Raw genomic sequence first — 16784 nt, 5'->3', positions numbered from 1 at the left:
CTCCCTCTATGAACGCATGTGTCGAATCCGCTCGGGTGTGAGGCAATTCGGATGAGTACCACACGGAGACACCGATGAGTACCACTCAGTGGCTTGCTTTTGGCTCCCTGCTTTCCATCGTCTTGTTCACACCTGGCCCGGATTTTGTCCTGATCCTGCGGCATTCCCTGGCAGATCGTCGGACCGGTGCCGTGGTCGCGGCGGGCGTTATCACGGGATTGGTTGTCCATACGGCGGCCGCGTCGCTCGGCTTGTCGGCTCTGGTCGCGACTCGTCCGCAACTGCTCTCGGCCCTCACCTATGCCGGCGCGGCGTATCTGACCTGGTTGGGGATCTCCGCAATTCGTAGTGCATTCAAAGCTCGAAGTGGTGGCGACACGTTAGTGGCCGCGTCGGAGCCGACCCCGCCGCTGCGGGCATACCGTTACGGGTTCCTGTCCAACCTTCTCAACCCGAAGGCGCTGTTGTTCTTTCTCGGCCTGCTTCCACAGTTTGTCGAACCAGGCGAGGGCGCGGGCCTGCGTACCCTGACGTTGGCCGGCGCCACAGTGGTTGCCGCCGCGCTGTGGTGGGCAGTCGTGGTGGTGCTCGCGGCAGGTGCCGGACGTAAGCTGCGGCGACCTGGCGTCGGAAAGCGCATCGACGTGGTGAGTGGAGTCCTACTTGTCGCGCTTGGTGCTTTCTTCGGTGTTGCCTGAGACGATCGTGCAAGTATGAAGGACATGACTGCACCCGTTCTTGTCGATGTCACCGAACTGGCCTCACTGATCGAGGCCGGCGCGGCGCCGGTCCTGCTCGACGTTCGCTGGGCGCTGGGTGATCCCCACGGAGCCGAGCACTTCCAGTCAGGGCATATTGCCGGAGCGGTCTTCGTGGACCTCGACACCGAACTGGCCGCTCCGGCGTCGAGGGAATCGGGGCGTCATCCCTTGCCTGCCATCGAGGACCTGCAGGCCGCGGCACGTCGATGGGGGATCAACGACGGAGATTCGGTGGTCCTGTACGACGCGACGGGAAACACCGCAGCGGCGCGCGGGTGGTGGCTGTTGCGATGGGCCGGACTCGCTGATGTCCGTCTGCTCGACGGTGGGTTGCAAGCCTGGGAAGCGGCCGATTTCCCGGTTGCGGTCGGTGCCGGTTCAGCAATCACCGAGGGCAACGTGACGCTCGACGCCGGACATATGCCGGTTGTCGATATCGACGAGGCGGCCGGGTGGTCGGCGAGCGGTGGTGTGCTTCTCGACGCGCGAGCCGTTGAGCGGTACCGCGGCGAGGTCGAGCCGATCGACCCAGTGGCCGGGCACATTCCCGGTGCGGTCAGTGCACCGACCGGTGAGAACATCGACGGCAATGGAAAGTTTGCCGGCACCGTAGCCTTGCGTGAGCGGTTCTCCGCAGCGGGTGACGGGGACCGCTTTGCCGTGTACTGCGGATCGGGAGTGACTGCGGCGCATCAGATTGCGGCCCTGGCGATAGCGGGCTACGACGCAGCCTTGTTCCCCGGTTCGTGGTCGCAATGGTCCAACGACAGCTCGCGCCCGATAGCCACTGGAGCGTAGTTCTCAGCTGTCGTCTCGTCTGATCAGTGCGGGGACGAAGAACCAGAGCGTGGTGAACATGACGGCGGCGCAGGCGGCCAGAATCTTTGCGCCGACGCCACCCACAGCGATCTCGGCGATCAGGAGCACGGTGCCGGTCATGGACGCCGCGAGAAAACCGGTGCCGCACAAGGCGAATCGGTTGGATATGGTCAGGATGCGCTGACGGTATCCGCCCCGAAAGAGGACTCGATGCCACACTGCCGGTGCCATCAGTAGGCCGAAGGAAATGGCAACCAGCATGACCGTGACCAAGTGAATGGTTTTGATGTACGTCGATTCGTCCTCGTAGCGCTCGGTGAAGGCCACGGCCAGCAGAAACGCGAACAAGATCTGAACACCGGAGAGAGCGACTCGTAGTTCTTGCAGCAGCTCGTTGAAGTTCCGAGCGAGTTGCACGGGAGGGCTCTCCCCGGTGTCGTTCATAGTGTCGAGTTTGTCACGCCCGCGAGTATTCAGAGGCGCGTTGGATCTGTTCGGCACTGGGGCGGACCCCCGTGTACAGCGCAAACTGCTCGGCAGCCTGGAGTGCGATCACCGAGGCGCCCGTGATCACCGTCTTGCCGAGTTCTTCTGCCAGGAGGATCAGGGGAGTGTTCTCTGGCATTGCCACCACGTCGAAAACGACCTGCGCGCCGCGCACCACGACATCCGGGAACGACAGCGCGTCTGCTTCGGGGCCGCCCGCCATCCCGATCGGAGTGGCGTTGATCAGAACGCCGGGACGCAGATCGTCGAGGTCTTCCCGCCACTGGAATCCGTACTGCGAGGCGAGCGCGTCACCGGCAGACTTGTTGCGCGCCACCACGGTGACGTCGGTGAAACCGGTGTCGCGAACCGCCGCGACGACGGCTTTGGCCATGCCGCCGCTGCCGGAGACCGCGACGGAGAGTGATGTGTCGACCTTGTTCTCGCGCAACAGGTTTGCCACAGCCTGGTAGTCGGTGTTGTAGGCGTGCAGGATGCCGTCCTCGTTGACGATGGTGTTGACGGAGTCGATTGCGGACGCGCTGTCGTGCATGACGTCGACATGAGCGATCACCTGCTCCTTGAACGGCATCGACACTCCGCAACCGCGGATGCCCAGTGCGCGGATACCGGCAACCGCTGCGGGAACGTCAGTGGTGGTGAATGCCTTGTAGACGAAGTTGAGGCCCAATTCCTCGTACAGATAGTTGTGGAATCTGGTGCCGATGTTGCTCGGTCGTCCGGATAGCGACATGCACAGAAGTGTGTCCTTGTTGAGGTCGACAGTCATGGCGTCAACTCTAATCCGGGCTACCGTGAACTTCAGGGCCGTGATGAGACCCATCCACGCCGGGATCTGCTCCGAATACGAGGTAACCGATCCCACGCATCACTCGTACCGAGCAGAACCGAGACGCATATGGTCACTGACAGCATCGAGGAACACCCGGCCGCGCAGTCACGGCCGCGTCGCAGGTTTGCAGCCCGTGCCATCTCCGGTGTACTTGCCGTAGCCGTGGTTCTGGGGGTAGGCCAACTGGTCGCCCTGCTGATCAATCCGGACTCCTCGCCGTTCTATGCAGTCGGTTCGACCACGGTGGATCGAACGCCGGCATGGGCACGCGAGTTTGCGATCGAGACCTTCGGGACCAACGACAAACCCGCGCTCTTCATCGGAATGTCGATCCTGATCGCGCTGCTCGGCGCACTAGCGGGCGTACTCGAGCGTCCCCGACGCCCGGTGGGTAGTGCGATCCTGATTGCTCTCGGATTGGTGGGCGTCTATGCGGCCTTGAACCGTCCGACGGCTGACGCGATGTACGCGTTCCCCACGATCGTGGGTGTTGTTGCCGGCGTCGTCACGCTGAGGTTGCTGATCGGGCAACTCGACGTAGCGCCCTCGCCTGGTGTTCCCGAGACGTGGCTGCCGCGTCGACAGTTTCTGATGCTGGCCGGGGTTGCCGTTGCCGTCGCTGCGGCGGCCGGTGCTGCCGGAAAGTTCGTGGGGCAGCGCATCGCCGGGGCTTCCGCGAACCGTGCGGACTTCGTCGTTCCGACTGCTGCCTCGGCAGCGCCACCGATACCGGCCGCCGCGAACATCGGTGTTGCCGGTGCGTCGACGTACATCACCCCCAACGACGATTTCTATCGGATCGACACGGCACTTCTTGTCCCGCAGCTCACGACGGACTCGTGGGAACTGCGCATCCACGGCATGGTGGACCGCGAGCTGACTTTGTCGTTCGACGATTTGGTCGCCCGGACACCGATCGAACGGGTCATCACCTTGACATGCGTGTCCAACGAGGTGGGCGGCAACCTCGCGGGCAACGCCACCTGGATCGGCTACCCGATGAAGGACATCCTCGAGGAAGTGGGCGTGCACCCGGACGCGGACATGCTGCTCTCGACCAGCGTCGACGGATTCACTGTCGGCACCCCGGTTGAAGTGGTGACCGACGGACGCGACGCCATGCTTGCCGTGGCGATGAACGGGGAGCCGCTGCCGTTCGAGCACGGATATCCGGTCCGTCAGGTCGTGCCCGGTTTGTACGGTTTTGTCTCCGCGACAAAGTGGGTCACGGAGTGGGAACTCACCAGGTTCGACCAGGTGGACGCCTATTGGACGCAACGAGGATGGGGTGCGCAGGCGCCGATCAAAACGGCGTCTCGGATCGAAGTGCCGGCGTCCTTGGCGCCCGTGAATGCCGGGCAGATTCAGATGGCGGGAACAGCGTGGGCCCAGCATCGCGGTATCAAGGCGGTGGAGGTTCGTGTCGACAACGGGCCGTGGCAACCCGCAACCCTCGCGCAGGAGTATTCGATCGACACATGGCGTCAGTGGTCGTGGATGTGGGACGCGGCGCCGGGGTTGCACACCGTGCAGGTCCGAGCGATCGATCTGGATGGAAACGTTCAGGTCGAGGAACGGACTCCGCCCATCCCTGGCGGTGCAACGGGCTGGCACACAAGGTCTTTCACGGTGAAGTAGGTCAGCAGCGCGCTTCTTCGAGTTCGCGCAGCGTTGTGTGGTCGGCTCGGCTGATCGGTAGTCCGTAACTCACGGCTACGGCGAGGTACTTCCAGGCGTAATAGCAGTGGTACGCAGGATTAGGTGGGAGCCACTGCGCGGGAGTGCTGTCACCTTTCGACTGATTGTCACTTCCCTTGACTGCCAGCAGGTTCAATTCCGTGTCGTTGGCGAACCGCAGGCGCAGGTCCATCGGCCACGTACTTGCCCCGAAATCCCAAGCCGCGGCCAGGGGATAGACGTGGTCGATCTGGACTGCACTTGCCTGGCTGCGATCGAACACGATTCGATCACCGGAGTACGGATCGGTCATCACACCGGACAGTACGACGCAATCGCGGGTTCCGGGCTTGAACGTTTTTTCCGAAAGGTCCTGAGCCAGAACGTTGTTACGGGTATCGCAGCCGTCGTGACCCATCGGGGCTTCCTGGTCGTCGGACCACGCGGGGCCGAAGACACACGCCTGTCCACTCTTGCAGCCGCGCTGATATCCGCCGGGGTGCGGGCGCTGATCGACGACGGATACCCGGTTGAGCAAATCCTCGAGCTGAGTGGTGGTGGGGCTGCCCGGTGCAGAACTCTCGTTGCCGATCCAGCCGCAGGACGTAAGCACACAGGCGAGGATCGTGACCACTATCGCCCACGAACCCCTGCGTCCCACCGTGCCCCTCTCGCTTGACCCTCTCACTTGATCGAGATTCAATCACCAGGTTCCGACAGATCGGCTTCGGATGCGTGGTCGAACTCGATTACCACTTTGCCCGCGCTGTGCCCACTCTCCACAGCAGCAAGGGCTGAGCCGGCCTGCTCGAAGGGAAAGCGCTGCCTCACGGCGGGGTCGAGGGAACCATCGGCCACCAACTCCGCGACCGCCGTGAACACCGCGGTGGTGCGCCGACGCTCTACTCCGCTGCCGCCCAGTTCGGTAGCAGCGACGGAATCGGCGATGCTGATAAGCGGGGCGCCCGGACGCCGCAATGAAGCGGCCCTCTGGAGGGGCTCCCCGCCGACCAGATCGAAGACACCGTCGACCCCGCTGGGCGCGAGGGCGGCAACGGCATCTGCCCACAGATCACCGGAGTCCACCCACAGCGATCCGGTTTCCTCGACGGCGTCCTGCTTGGCTGCGCTGGCCACGCCGAGCACAGTGATGCCGCGCGCTCGGGCCAAGGTGAGCGTGCTGGTCCCGACTCCACCGCCCGCGCCGAGCACCAGCAGCGTGGCGCCGGCCGCGAGGTCTAGATCGTGAAGGGCGTCGAACGCGGTTCCGCAGGCAACGGGTATCACGGCGGCGTCGGCCCAGGACGCCGCGGTCGGTTTGCGTGCGGCCTGGGAGGCATTGAGCACGGTCGCCTCGGTATATCCGCCGAATCCTGTTGCGGTGGAGCCGAACACCTCGTCGCCGACGTCGAACTCCGTGACCCGTGGTCCCACGCTGGTGACGACACCTGACACCTCGCGGCCGAGCACTGCCGGCAGTGTCACCGGCACGGTGTCCTTGCGGGTTCCTGCCCGGACCTTCCAGTCCGCCGGATTGACGCCGGCAGCGCGGACGGACACCACAATCTGCCCGGCGCCAGGTGGCGGCAGGGAAACGTCGAAGAACGATTGAGTCTGCGGACCGCCGTACTCGGTGAAACCGTATGCCAGGACCATGACAACAGCCTATGTCGGTAGCACCTGATTGGATGGTCGGATGCTGCATGGACTCTGGTCACCGGGATCGGGGCTCAAACTGTGGGTAGACGGACACGAGGGCGCCGGGGTCGATGATCCCCGCGACCCGGTCAGTGCTGTCCTGCACCGAAAATTCCGTCATCGAGTAAGTATCGCGATGCCTTCCGTGCCGGGTGGGCCGCTGCAGAGTGAGTACGCGGCGGTGGCGCTGGCACCGGGTGATGCCGTTGACCTGCTGCTTCGGATCAAACCTGCGGACGGCCGGGTTGCCGGCGACCTGCATTACCTTGTCCACGTTGTTCGGGGGATCGAGCGTTGGGTGCGGGCAGGGCGGGTTGTTCCCGAACTGGGCCGTGCCGAGGGCAGTTGGTGGCCGCGCTGGCGGCTGCTGATCGACGAGCGTCAGCGCGCGTGGCTGGGTGAGTTGGTTGTTGCGATGCCCCCGGTGCAGCGCGCAGTGGGATCACCTCGAGCTGTTTTGGACGACGTTGTTCTCGAACTGACCGATTCGGTTGTTCGCCGAGTGCTGGGCGAGTCGGTCGACACTCCCACGACCGGGCTGTGGGCGGCATTGGTCCGCGGCGACGCATTCGACAACGCGGAATTGCGAGTTGCGTCGTCTCTGACGCAATGGCGCGGCACTCTCACCGCACATGAGCCCGACTTGGTCCTGCGGTTGATCGAACCGGAACTGAGCGAGGACGCCGATATCGATGCGGAAGCACTCTGGCGACTGCAAGTGTGCCTTCGGCCGGAAGGTGAAGCCCCCGAACGGATCAGGCTGCACCGTGCCGATGCCGCGCGCCTGCAAGTAGGTAGCCGAAAACTCGAGGAAGCCATCGCCGCCTACCCTCGCTTTCGGGATGTGCCGCGCGACGACGACAGCTTGGACCTTCTACTGCCGACAGCTGTGGTGATGGATCTGGTCGGCCACGGCGCTATCGCCTTGCAGGAGAAGGGAATCACGCTCCTGCTGCCTCGGGCGTGGAGCGTCGTGTCGCCGTCGTTGCGCGTGAAAGTCACCTCGGCATCCTCACCGATCGTCGCCGAGAATCGTACGGTCGGCCTGGATCAGTTGGTGGAATACGACTGGGAGTTGGCGCTCGGAGACAAAGTGCTCACGCCGGAAGAAATGGCGCGCCTGGTCGACGCGAAGTCGGATCTTGTTCGCTTGCGCGGTGAGTGGGTCCAAGCTGACCGGGAGGTGCTTGCCCGGGCCGCTCGTTTTGTCGGCGAGCGCCATGCGAGTGGCGACCGGGCCATCATCGAATTGATCAAAGACCTGATCGCCGACGACCTCAAAGATCTTCCCGTCGAAGAAGTGACGGCAACGGGGTGGGCGTCGGCGCTGCTGAACAATTCGGTCGAACCGGCAGAGGTTCCGGTTCCGGCAGAAGTCAAAGCGGTACTGCGGCCTTATCAGCGGCGAGGACTCAACTGGTTGGCGTACATGAGCGCTCTCGGGTTGGGTGCGGTATTGGCGGACGACATGGGGTTGGGAAAGACGCTCCAACTGTTGGCGCTGCTTGCGCACGAGAAGTCCACGACGCCAACGCTGTTGGTGTGTCCGATGTCGGTGGTCGGTAACTGGCAGCGCGAGACGGCGCGGTTTGTTCCGAGCCTGCGGGTGTACGTCCATCACGGTTCCGATCGCGCAACGGGCGCGGCGCTCGAGGCCGCAGTACGCAGCCACGATCTGGTGATCACGACGTACGCGTTGATGACGCGTGACGTCGCTGCCCTGAAGGATCTCGATTGGCGTCGCGTTGTGCTCGACGAGGCCCAGCACATCAAGAATGCCAAGACATCGCAGGCGCGCGCCGCTCGCAGCATCCCGGCGGCACATCGGGTCGCATTGACCGGAACTCCGGTGGAAAACCGGTTGGACGAGCTGCGATCCATCCTCGACTTCGCCAACCGTGGTGTGCTCGGTTCGGAACAGATGTTCCGCAAACGCTTTGTCGTGCCGATCGAACGGGAGAAGGACGAACTTGCCGTTTCGCGGCTGCGCGCCGTCACGTCGCCGTTTGTCCTGCGGCGAGTCAAGACCGATCCCGCTGTCATCTCCGATCTTCCGGAAAAACTCGAGATGACGGTCCGCGCAAATCTCAGCGAAGAGCAAGCTGCTCTCTATCGCGCGGTAGTCGACGACATGATGGCCCAGATCAAGGGCACGGAAGGTATGAAGCGCAAAGGCGCAGTGCTCTCCGCTCTCACCAAACTCAAGCAGGTCTGTAACCATCCGGCGCATTTTCTTCGCGACGGATCTGCGGTGATGCGCCGCGGTCAGCATCGTTCCGGCAAACTCGGATTGATCGAAGACATCGTCGAATCGGTGACTGCGGAAGACGAGAAGGTGTTGCTGTTCACGCAGTTCCGCGAGTTCGGGGAACTGGTGGTGCCCTACCTGTCCGAGCGGTTCAGCACGGGGGTCCCGTTCCTGCACGGCGGTGTGTCGAAGGCCGGCCGTGACACCATGGTCGAGGAGTTCCAGAGTGTCGGCGGTCCGCCGATCATGGTGCTCTCGCTCAAAGCCGGCGGAACGGGACTCAATCTGACCGCCGCGAATCACGTTGTCCATATGGATCGGTGGTGGAATCCCGCGGTCGAGAATCAGGCCACCGACCGTGTGTTCCGCATCGGTCAAAATCGAAATGTCCAGGTCCGCAAGATGGTCTGTGTCGGGACATTGGAAGAACGGATCGACACGATGATCGACACGAAGAGCGAATTGGCCGAGCTGGCCGTCGGAACAGGGGAGAACTGGGTGACGGAGATGAGCGTCGAACAGCTCGGTGAATTGCTCCGACTCGGTGACGACGCGGTAGGCGAATGAGTCCGCGTCGTGGAGGTCCCGATTTCAGTGAATACACGGGCGCGCGTAAGCGAGCGGCGCCGATCAAGTCTCGCCCCGCTTTCGGTCGGACGTTCTGGGGCAAGGCATTTGTCCGGGTCATCGAGCAGATCGGTGACAAGGGCCGGGTCTCGCGGGGTCGAACTTTTGCTCGCACAGGCAAGGTCTTGCCGCTCGATATTCGGCCGGGACGCGTAACCGGCGAGGCCTGGGGGACACAGCTCGAACCGTTCACCGCCACTCTCGCAGTCAGCACTCTCGACAACACGGATATCGACGACATCATCACCAAACTCCGCCGGGTCCCAGGCTCATTGGCCTCGCTGGTCTCCGGGGTGGTTCCGGACATGCTCGCCGCGCAACTCCTGCCGGACGGGCCGGGTGCTTTCCAATTCGACTGCACCTGTCCCGACGAGGGATGGCCGTGTAAACATGCTGCGGCCGTGGCCTTCCTGACTGCCGAGCGGATCGATACCGATCCGCTGCAACTTCTGATCCTGCGCGGGGTCGATCTCAGCGATCTGATCGGGGGAGTGGAAGACGAGACCACGATCGCGGTCGACGTAGAAAGCTGGTTCGGGGACTCGTCCCTTCTGCCAGGATTGCCGCGAGTCGAATTCCGGGCTGCGATAGACGATCTGGACGTGAACGCGTTGCGGGCCTCGGTGGCTGCGCTGGGATTGGATGTGGCACAGCAAAACGTCGCGCTCGCCGAACTGCGGGCAATTTACCGGCAATTGGACTCCTGAGCTCAACCACTAGGATCCCGGTGCCTGTTCCAGTATCGTGAGGTGGATAGGTCCGGTAGGGACCTGTCGACGATAGATTCTTTCACTTCACGAAAGGGGCAGCCGCCGTGATGCCCGTACATCTGCGCGACAGCGCTATACCCAAACACGAGCAGTTACGAAACATTTTGCTGCACAAGTGCACCCGCGAGTTGCAGCCGGGCGACTTGATGACCAGTGAGCGTAACTTGATGCAGGATTACGGCGTCAGCCGAATCACGGTTCGTGAGGCGATCGGTCAACTCGTCAACGACGGCTATCTTGTGCGCGTGCGTGGCAAGGGAACCTTTGTCGCTCACCGCCAGGTTCAATCCAAGCTGCACCTCGCGTCGTTCACCGAGGAAATGCGAGCCCAGGGACACGTTCCCACCACTGTGGTCCTCGTCAACGAGGAAGACACCGTGCCCGATGCCACGGCGTCGGCGCTCGGAATGGAGCCGGGATCGTTGGGCTACCACGTCAAACGCCTGCGCTTGGCAGACGGTGAACCGGTGAGTGTCGACGACGGTTGGTACAACCCACAGCAATTGCCCGGGCTCACCGACCTCGACCTGACCGGGTCGATCTACCGTGCGACGGCCGACAAGTACGACAAGCCGATCGACCGCGCGGAACAGACCGTCAGCGCCGACGGTGCAACCATCGAGATCGCCACTCTGCTCGGGACGAAGAAGGGGGCACCCGTTCTGTACTTCGATCGAGTGTCCTTCAGCGAGGGCGCGCCGATCGAGCACACGTGCAGTTGGTACCGCTCCGATCGTTATCAACTGCAGATGGAAGTACAGGGAAACGAACGAGCGGGCACACGCGCCTGATCGCAACCCGAACAGCAGGCGGGCGCATCCTCTTTCGAGGGTGCGCCCGCCTCGCTCGTATTCAGGCAGACCAGTCGAACAAGATGTCGCCGGTCTTCACTTCTTCTCCCACAGAAGGGGATTCGACGGTATCGGGTTTGGAGTCCATGACTACAACCGGGCAGATTGCCGAGTAGCCGGTGGTATCGATGAACGCCGGATCGAAGCTGACGACAGGATCGCCGGCCGCGACGGTGTCACCCTCGGATGCGATGAGCGTGAAGCCCTTGCCTTCGAGTTTGACGGTGTCGATTCCGATGTGAACCAGTACGCCCGTTGCCTTCTCGCCGAAGATGACGAATGCGTGGGGATGGAGTTTGAGGATCTTCCCGGCGATGGGTGCGACAACGGTGAGGTGGCCCTGGTCGCGGGCGGGTTCGAGGGCTACCCCTGATCCGACCATCTGCTGGGCAAAAACCGGGTCTGGAACGTCGGCAAGTGCAAACACACGGCCGGGAAGCGGAGCGAGGACGGAGACGGTCACAGGATGTCCCCGATGTCCTCGGCGAGGATGTCGGCCTCGGGTCCGACGATCACCTGGACGACGGAGCCGGCCTTGAGCACACCATGCGCGCCTGCGGCCTTGAGAGCGGCTTCGTCGACCTTGGCGCCGTCCTTGACCTCGGTGCGCAGGCGGGTGATGCACGCTTCGATTTCGACGATGTTCCCGGCGCCGCCGAGGCCCTTGATGATTGCTTCCGCTTTCGACATTGCTGCTCCTGTGTGTGGTCGTAAATGCGTCGGTTGTTGTCGCTGGTGAAGCACTCTGGCTGATAGCGGGACGTGAGTCAACACGTAACTTAAATCACATTCCGGTCTTGACATCTGCGCTTCATCAGGCAAAACTACAACTGGTTATGACCGGACAGTACCCGTTAGCGGTGCAACGCCACAACAGTTTCGGCAAAACGATTTTCCGGCTCCTCGCGGTGGGCGAGGTGTCCACTTCGCGTACCTAAACCAGCAGGCCGACCCGTTGCGGCCCAGCGAGCAGAGAAGGTCAACGATGACGCTCGACGACACTCCCAAGAAGGAATCAACGTTCTTCGCCGGCGTCCAACGCCTCGGCCGAAGTTTGATGTTGCCCATTGCCGTTCTCCCGGCAGCCGGCATCCTTCTGCGACTCGGCCAGGACGACCTGCTCGGCCGGTTCAGTCCGCTCGAGAGCGCGGCCACGGTGATTTCCGCTGCCGGTCAAGCCGTGTTCACGTGGCTGCCGCTGATCTTTGCCGTCGGCATTGCGATCGGGTGGGCCAAGAAGGCAGACGGATCCACCGCCCTTGCCGCGGTGGTCGGGTACATAGTGATCGACGGTGTCTTCAAGGCCATGTCGCCGATCGTTCTCGAAGGAAAAACCGATCCCAACGGGGATCAGTCGTTGATCAATTACGGCGTACTCGCCGGCATCGTGATGGGTCTACTCTCCGCAATTCTGTGGCAGCGCTTCTATCGAACAAAACTGCCCGACTACCTCGGATTCTTCAACGGCCGACGTTTGGTTCCGATCCTGACCGCCGTTACCGGCCTGCTCGTCGGCGTCCTCATGGCGTTCTTGTACCCGCTGTTCAACTCCGGACTGAACTGGGTCGGTGAAGCAGTTGCCTCGAATACCGTTGTCGGCGGCGGCATCTACGGCGCAGCCAACCGTCTGCTCATCCCGACCGGCCTGCACCACATCCTCAACTCGGCAGTGTGGTTCCTGATCGGCGACTACCAGAACGCCAGCGGTCAGATCATCCGCGGCGACCTCAACCGGTTCTTTGCCGGTGACCCCACTGCCGGGACGTTCATGACCGGATTCTTCCCGATCATGATGTTTGCCCTGCCGGCTGCGGCGTTTGCCATCTGGCGCAATGCCAAGCCCTCTCAGAAGAAGCTTGTCGGCGGCATCATGCTCTCCACCGGCCTCACCGCCTTCCTCACCGGCATCACCGAGCCCCTCGAATACTCGTTCATGTTTGTTGCGTGGCCGCTGTACGTCATCCACGCGCTTCTGACCGGTACGTCGATGGCGTTGGTCAACGCACTGGGAATCCACGACGGATTCACCTTCTCAGCCGGCTTCTTCGACTACGTCCTGAACTTCGGCAAGGCCACCAACGCCTGGATGCTCATCCCGATCGGACTTGCGTACGCGCTCATCTACTACTTCCTCTTCAGCTTTGTCATCAAGAAGTGGAACCTGCGCACGCCAGGCCGCGAAGAAGAGGCCGAAGTTGCGGCAGGCGAGCCTGATGCTGCGCTCCTCGAAGCCGAAATGGCGCTCGCTGCCGAAGGCGACACCCGGACCGACGCACCACTCGTCGCGGAAGTGGAGAAGAAACTCGACAAGGAACTGGAAGGGCGCTGACGCATGACAACGGCAACAATCACCGAGCGGAACCAGATCAGTGCACTCGGAGTCAGTGCCGGAGTCGTCTGCGCACCCTGGTTGAGTTTCGCAGTGCCCGAACGTACTTCGGCGCAGGATCCGATCACCGGCGAGCCGGAGTCCGAACTGGCCAGAATTCGATCGGCGCTCGACACCGTCAGTGCGGAACTCCTGCGCCGCGCGGAATCCGTCGACGGTGTCTCCGCGGACATCCTGACCACGTCGGCGGCGATGGCACGGGATCGGGCCATCGTCGGCGCGGCGCAGAAGAACCTCGAATCAGGTCTGCCGACAGCACATTCGGTGACGGTTGCCTTCGACGGATTCTGCGCCAAGCTCGACGCGGTTGGCGGGTACATGGCCGAGCGGGCAACAGATCTGCGTGACCTCGCTCAGCGGGTGGTCGCAGTGCTGCGCGGCGAACCGATGCCAGGAATCCCCAACCCCGGTTACCCGTACATTCTGGTGGCCCGGGACCTGGCGCCCGCCGACACGGCAACGCTCGGCGACACCGACGTGGTCGGATTGCTCACCGCAGAGGGCGGGCCAACCAGTCACACCGCCATCCTCGCCAAGTCGCTCGGCATTCCGGCGGTGGTGAACTGCGCGGATACCGATCGGCTGGTCCCGGGTGCTGTTCTGATCCTCGACGGTTCGAGCGGGACGGTGACGATCGATCCGAGCCCCGAGCAGTGCAGTGAGGTCGCCAGGGAAGCATCGGCCCGTGCTGCTCGCGCCGCGACTGCCAGCGGTCCCGGACGTACCCGCGACGGTTTTGCCGTGCGCTTGGCGGCAAACATCGGGACCGTGGCCGATGCCGAACGTGCGGGCGCCGCCGACTGTGAGGGTGTTGGCCTGTTCCGTACCGAATTCTCGTATCTCGGTCGCCACGATGCACCCTCCGTGGCGGAGCAGACCGCAACGTACAGAGCTGTTTTCGAGCACTTTGCCGGACGCGCCGTTGTGGTGCGGACCCTCGATTCCGGTTCCGACAAACCGTTGCCCTTCCTGGATCTCGGGGTCGAGGAGAATCCGGCGCTCGGAATTCGGGGGCTCCGCGTGGCAAATCTGTATCCGGACACTCTGGTAACCCAGCTCGACGCACTGGTTGCGGCTGCCGATGCAACCGGCGCGGATCTGCGCGTCATGGCACCGATGGTCGCGACGGCCGATGAAGCTGCGGGCTTCGCGGAACTCGCCCGATCCCGTGGGGTCGGCAAGGTGGGCGCGATGATCGAGGTTCCGGCTGCGGCCCTGCGCGCAGGAGATCTCCTCGAACATCTGGATTTCCTGAGTATCGGAACCAATGACCTGAGCCAGTACACCTGTGCGGTCGACCGGATGACGGGCAGCCTCGCACACCTGCTCGACCCGTGGCAGCCGGCAGTCCTCGACCTGATCGCGATGGTCGGTCAGGCCGGAGCCGTCGCAGGCAAACCTGTTGGTGTGTGCGGGGAATCGGCGTCGGATCCGCTGTTGGCGCCGGTGTTGGTCGGTCTCGGGGTGTCGAGTCTGTCGATGTCCGTCGCAGCGATCGGGGCCGTTCGCGCGGAACTGTCGGCGCTCGATCTCGAGGTATGCCTGCAGATGGCGTCGGCGGCTCGTAATGCCCGAACGCCGGTCGACGGCAGGGCGGCGGTCGCGAGCATCAGGAATTCCTCGTGACCGAGTCACTCGTGCTGCGCGGCACCGTTGTCGGCGGTTCCTCCGGGAGCATCGACGACGGCATCGTTGTGGTCGACGGTGAGCTGATCAGCTGGGTGGGGGCGGCGAAGGACTATGCCTTAGCTGATGGCCCGGATCCCGCTGATGTTCCGGACGCAACCGACTGCGTGATACTTCCCGGGCTGATCGACGTCCACAGTCACGGCGCCGCGGGAGCGGGTTTCCCCAACACCGACGCGGCGGGCGCCCGAGTGGCCGCGTCGCATCACCGTGAGCACGGGACGACGGGTCTGCTGGCAAGTTTGGTGTCGGCGCCCCGTGCGGATCTGATGCGCCAAGCCGCGATGTTGGCCGACCTGGTTGAGGACGGCGAGATTCTGGGTATCCACCTCGAAGGGCCGTTTATCAACTGTGTTCGATGTGGTGCCCAGGATCCCGCAGCGATAGTTTCCGGGGACCCTGACCTGCTCGAAGAGGTGTGCAACGCGGCCCGCGGGCACGTGCGTTCGATGACTCTGGCACCGGAGACGGAGAATTTCGGGAAACTGCTCGACGTCATGCGTCGACGCGAAATTCTGCCCAGCTTCGGACACACCGACGCCGATGCGGCGACTACGTCGACCCGGATCGGACAGGCGGCTCGCAGCGGTCGGGTGAGCGCAACACACCTGTTCAACGGGATGCCGCCGTTGCATCACCGTTCGCCGGGTCCGGTGGCGGCGTGCCTCGCGGCCGCCGGGAGAGGAGAGATGGTGGTGGAACTGATCGCCGATGGAGTGCATCTGGCTCCGGAAACGGTGTCCATGGTGTTCGATGCCGTCGGCGCAGACCAGATCACGCTGGTCAGTGATTCCATGGCTGCCGCCGGAATGGCCGACGGAAACTATCAACTCGGCGCTCTGGATGTGGTGGTGAGCGGTGGCGTCGCCAGACTTGCCACATCCGACGGTTCGGACGGGGCCATAGCCGGCGGAACGGCACGACTGCTGGATGTGCTGCGTAGCACCGTGTTCGACAGCGGAGTTGAACTCGCCGATGCCGTCACCGCTGCCACTCGTACCCCGGCAACACTGCTGGGACTGCACGATTCACATGGATCGCTGACTGCCGGCTACCGCGCCGACATCCTGGTCACCGATCGTCACCTGCGCCCGGTGCGCGTACTACACGGCGGTCGGGCCGCCGGAAAGGAAATCTGATGGAAATTGTCATCATGCCTACCCCGCTGGAGGTCGACTCGACGGCAGCAGACATCGTCGAAGGCTATGTCCGACGCGGTGCTACGACGCTTGGGCTCGCAACAGGTTCGTCGCCGATCGGGACGTACCGCGAGCTGGCGCGTCGTCACCGGGTGTCGGGACTGGACTTCTCGCAGGCTCAGGCATTCTTGCTCGACGAGTATCTTGGACTGCCGAAAAGCCATTCGCAGTCGTACTATTCGGTGATTCGCGCCGAATTCGTCGACCACGTCAATCTGGATCCGGAGCGGGTGTTCAGCCCAGACGGTGAAGCAGTAATTCCCGATGCCGAAGTGGAACGCTACGACCGTAGTATCGCCGAAGCCGGGGGAGTGGACGTCCAGTTGCTCGGAATCGGCACCGACGGACACATAGGTTTCAACGAACCCGGTTCCGCTCTGTCGTCGCGAACCCGGGTCAAGACGTTGACGGAGCAGACGCGAATCGACAACGCTCGTTTCTTCGAGCGTCCTGACGATGTTCCTCATCACGTTCTCACCCAGGGCCTCGGAACTATCAGTGATGCACGGCATTTGGTGATGATCGCGACCGGCGAAGGCAAGGCCGACGCGATTGCTGCAGCCGTCGAAGGCCCGTTGACGGCATTTTGCCCGGCTTCGATCCTGCAGTGGCATCGCCACGTCACGGTGGTCATCGACGAAGCTGCTGCCGGGCGGTTGAAGTTGGCCGACTACTACCGGTACGCGCTCGAGAACAAGCCACCCTGGCAGTCGTACTGAC

The 16784-nt window shown here is 63.2% G+C and carries 16 protein-coding genes; 10 read left to right on the top strand and 6 right to left on the bottom strand.

The genetic code is table 11. The annotated features are described in order from the left end of the window. Positions 1–74: 74 nt before the first annotated feature. Both EEB13_RS27215 and EEB13_RS27210 read left to right on the top strand, forming a co-directional pair. Entirely contained in the window at positions 75–698 is a 624-nt protein-coding gene (locus EEB13_RS27215; RefSeq protein ID WP_116104311.1) for a LysE family translocator, read from the top strand. A gap of 24 nt (positions 699–722) precedes the next feature. After that, on the top strand, positions 723–1559 hold the full coding sequence (locus EEB13_RS27210; protein ID WP_033236133.1) for a sulfurtransferase: 837 nt from the start codon (positions 723–725) through the stop codon (positions 1557–1559). 3 nt (positions 1560–1562) lie between these two features. Here EEB13_RS27210 and EEB13_RS27205 read toward each other — a convergent pair whose 3' ends face one another. Together EEB13_RS27205 and EEB13_RS27200 are read right to left on the bottom strand one after the other, a co-directional pair. Continuing rightward, positions 1563–2024 carry a DUF6328 family protein gene (locus EEB13_RS27205; RefSeq protein ID WP_033236054.1) on the bottom strand — a complete coding sequence of 154 codons (462 nt, stop codon included), beginning with the start codon at positions 2022–2024 and terminating at the stop codon, positions 1563–1565. A gap of 13 nt (positions 2025–2037) precedes the next feature. Next, positions 2038–2856 (bottom strand): shikimate 5-dehydrogenase, encoded by an 819-nt coding sequence (locus EEB13_RS27200; protein ID WP_033236134.1) that lies wholly within the window; start codon positions 2854–2856, stop codon positions 2038–2040. Between the two features lie 129 nt (positions 2857–2985). Here EEB13_RS27200 and EEB13_RS27195 point away from each other — a divergent pair, with 129 nt between their 5' ends. After that, the gene (locus EEB13_RS27195; protein WP_033236055.1) at positions 2986–4557 is read left to right on the top strand and encodes a molybdopterin-dependent oxidoreductase; all 1572 of its coding nucleotides are present in this window, start codon (positions 2986–2988) and stop codon (positions 4555–4557) included. Position 4558: 1 nt separating this feature from the next. Here EEB13_RS27195 and EEB13_RS27190 read toward each other — a convergent pair whose 3' ends face one another. Next, the gene (locus EEB13_RS27190; RefSeq protein ID WP_033236056.1) at positions 4559–5257 is read right to left on the bottom strand and encodes an HNH endonuclease family protein; all 699 of its coding nucleotides are present in this window, start codon (positions 5255–5257) and stop codon (positions 4559–4561) included. Between the two features lie 38 nt (positions 5258–5295). Beyond that, the gene (locus EEB13_RS27185) at positions 5296–6252 is read right to left on the bottom strand and encodes an NADP-dependent oxidoreductase (RefSeq protein WP_141486620.1); all 957 of its coding nucleotides are present in this window, start codon (positions 6250–6252) and stop codon (positions 5296–5298) included. 40 nt (positions 6253–6292) lie between these two features. Between EEB13_RS27185 and EEB13_RS27180 the strand changes: the two genes are divergently transcribed. The 3 genes from EEB13_RS27180 (at position 6293) to EEB13_RS27170 (ending at position 10730) form a co-directional block, all read left to right on the top strand. Continuing rightward, the gene (locus EEB13_RS27180; protein ID WP_033236058.1) at positions 6293–9109 is read left to right on the top strand and encodes a DEAD/DEAH box helicase; all 2817 of its coding nucleotides are present in this window, start codon (positions 6293–6295) and stop codon (positions 9107–9109) included. Then, a complete protein-coding gene (locus EEB13_RS27175; protein ID WP_033236059.1) occupies positions 9106–9876 on the top strand; it encodes an SWIM zinc finger family protein in 771 nt (256 codons plus the stop codon). Before EEB13_RS27180 ends, EEB13_RS27175 begins: the two co-directional genes overlap by 4 nt. A gap of 107 nt (positions 9877–9983) precedes the next feature. Then, entirely contained in the window at positions 9984–10730 is a 747-nt protein-coding gene (locus EEB13_RS27170) for a GntR family transcriptional regulator (protein ID WP_045071374.1), read from the top strand. A gap of 61 nt (positions 10731–10791) precedes the next feature. Here EEB13_RS27170 and EEB13_RS27165 read toward each other — a convergent pair whose 3' ends face one another. Next, a complete protein-coding gene (locus EEB13_RS27165; RefSeq protein ID WP_141486619.1) occupies positions 10792–11253 on the bottom strand; it encodes a PTS glucose transporter subunit IIA in 462 nt (153 codons plus the stop codon). Then, positions 11250–11480 carry a glucose PTS transporter subunit EIIB gene (locus EEB13_RS27160; protein ID WP_045071371.1) on the bottom strand — a complete coding sequence of 77 codons (231 nt, stop codon included), beginning with the start codon at positions 11478–11480 and terminating at the stop codon, positions 11250–11252. Before EEB13_RS27160 ends, EEB13_RS27165 begins: the two co-directional genes overlap by 4 nt. A gap of 295 nt (positions 11481–11775) precedes the next feature. Between EEB13_RS27160 and EEB13_RS27155 the strand changes: the two genes are divergently transcribed. The 4 genes from EEB13_RS27155 to nagB are packed head-to-tail and all read left to right on the top strand — an operon-like array spanning position 11776 to position 16783. Next, positions 11776–13119 carry a PTS transporter subunit EIIC gene (locus EEB13_RS27155; RefSeq protein WP_033236061.1) on the top strand — a complete coding sequence of 448 codons (1344 nt, stop codon included), beginning with the start codon at positions 11776–11778 and terminating at the stop codon, positions 13117–13119. A 3-nt stretch (positions 13120–13122) separates the two neighbouring features. Beyond that, positions 13123–14805: a phosphoenolpyruvate--protein phosphotransferase gene (gene ptsP, locus EEB13_RS27150; protein ID WP_033236062.1), complete on the top strand. Its 1683-nt coding sequence runs from the start codon at positions 13123–13125 to the stop codon at positions 14803–14805. After that, positions 14802–16004 (top strand): N-acetylglucosamine-6-phosphate deacetylase, encoded by a 1203-nt coding sequence (locus EEB13_RS27145; protein WP_033236063.1) that lies wholly within the window; start codon positions 14802–14804, stop codon positions 16002–16004. Before ptsP ends, EEB13_RS27145 begins: the two co-directional genes overlap by 4 nt. Next, positions 16004–16783, top strand: a complete 780-nt coding sequence (gene nagB, locus EEB13_RS27140) for a glucosamine-6-phosphate deaminase (protein WP_045071364.1) — start codon at positions 16004–16006, stop codon at positions 16781–16783. Before EEB13_RS27145 ends, nagB begins: the two co-directional genes overlap by 1 nt. Position 16784 lies beyond the last annotated feature (1 nt).

Origin of the sequence: Rhodococcus sp. WS3, from assembly GCF_003797085.1 — a bacterium.
GTDB lineage: Bacteria > Actinomycetota > Actinomycetes > Mycobacteriales > Mycobacteriaceae > Rhodococcus_F > Rhodococcus_F globerula.
Note: the sequence above shows the minus strand (reverse complement) of the source record. Positions and strands in the feature narration are given on the sequence as shown.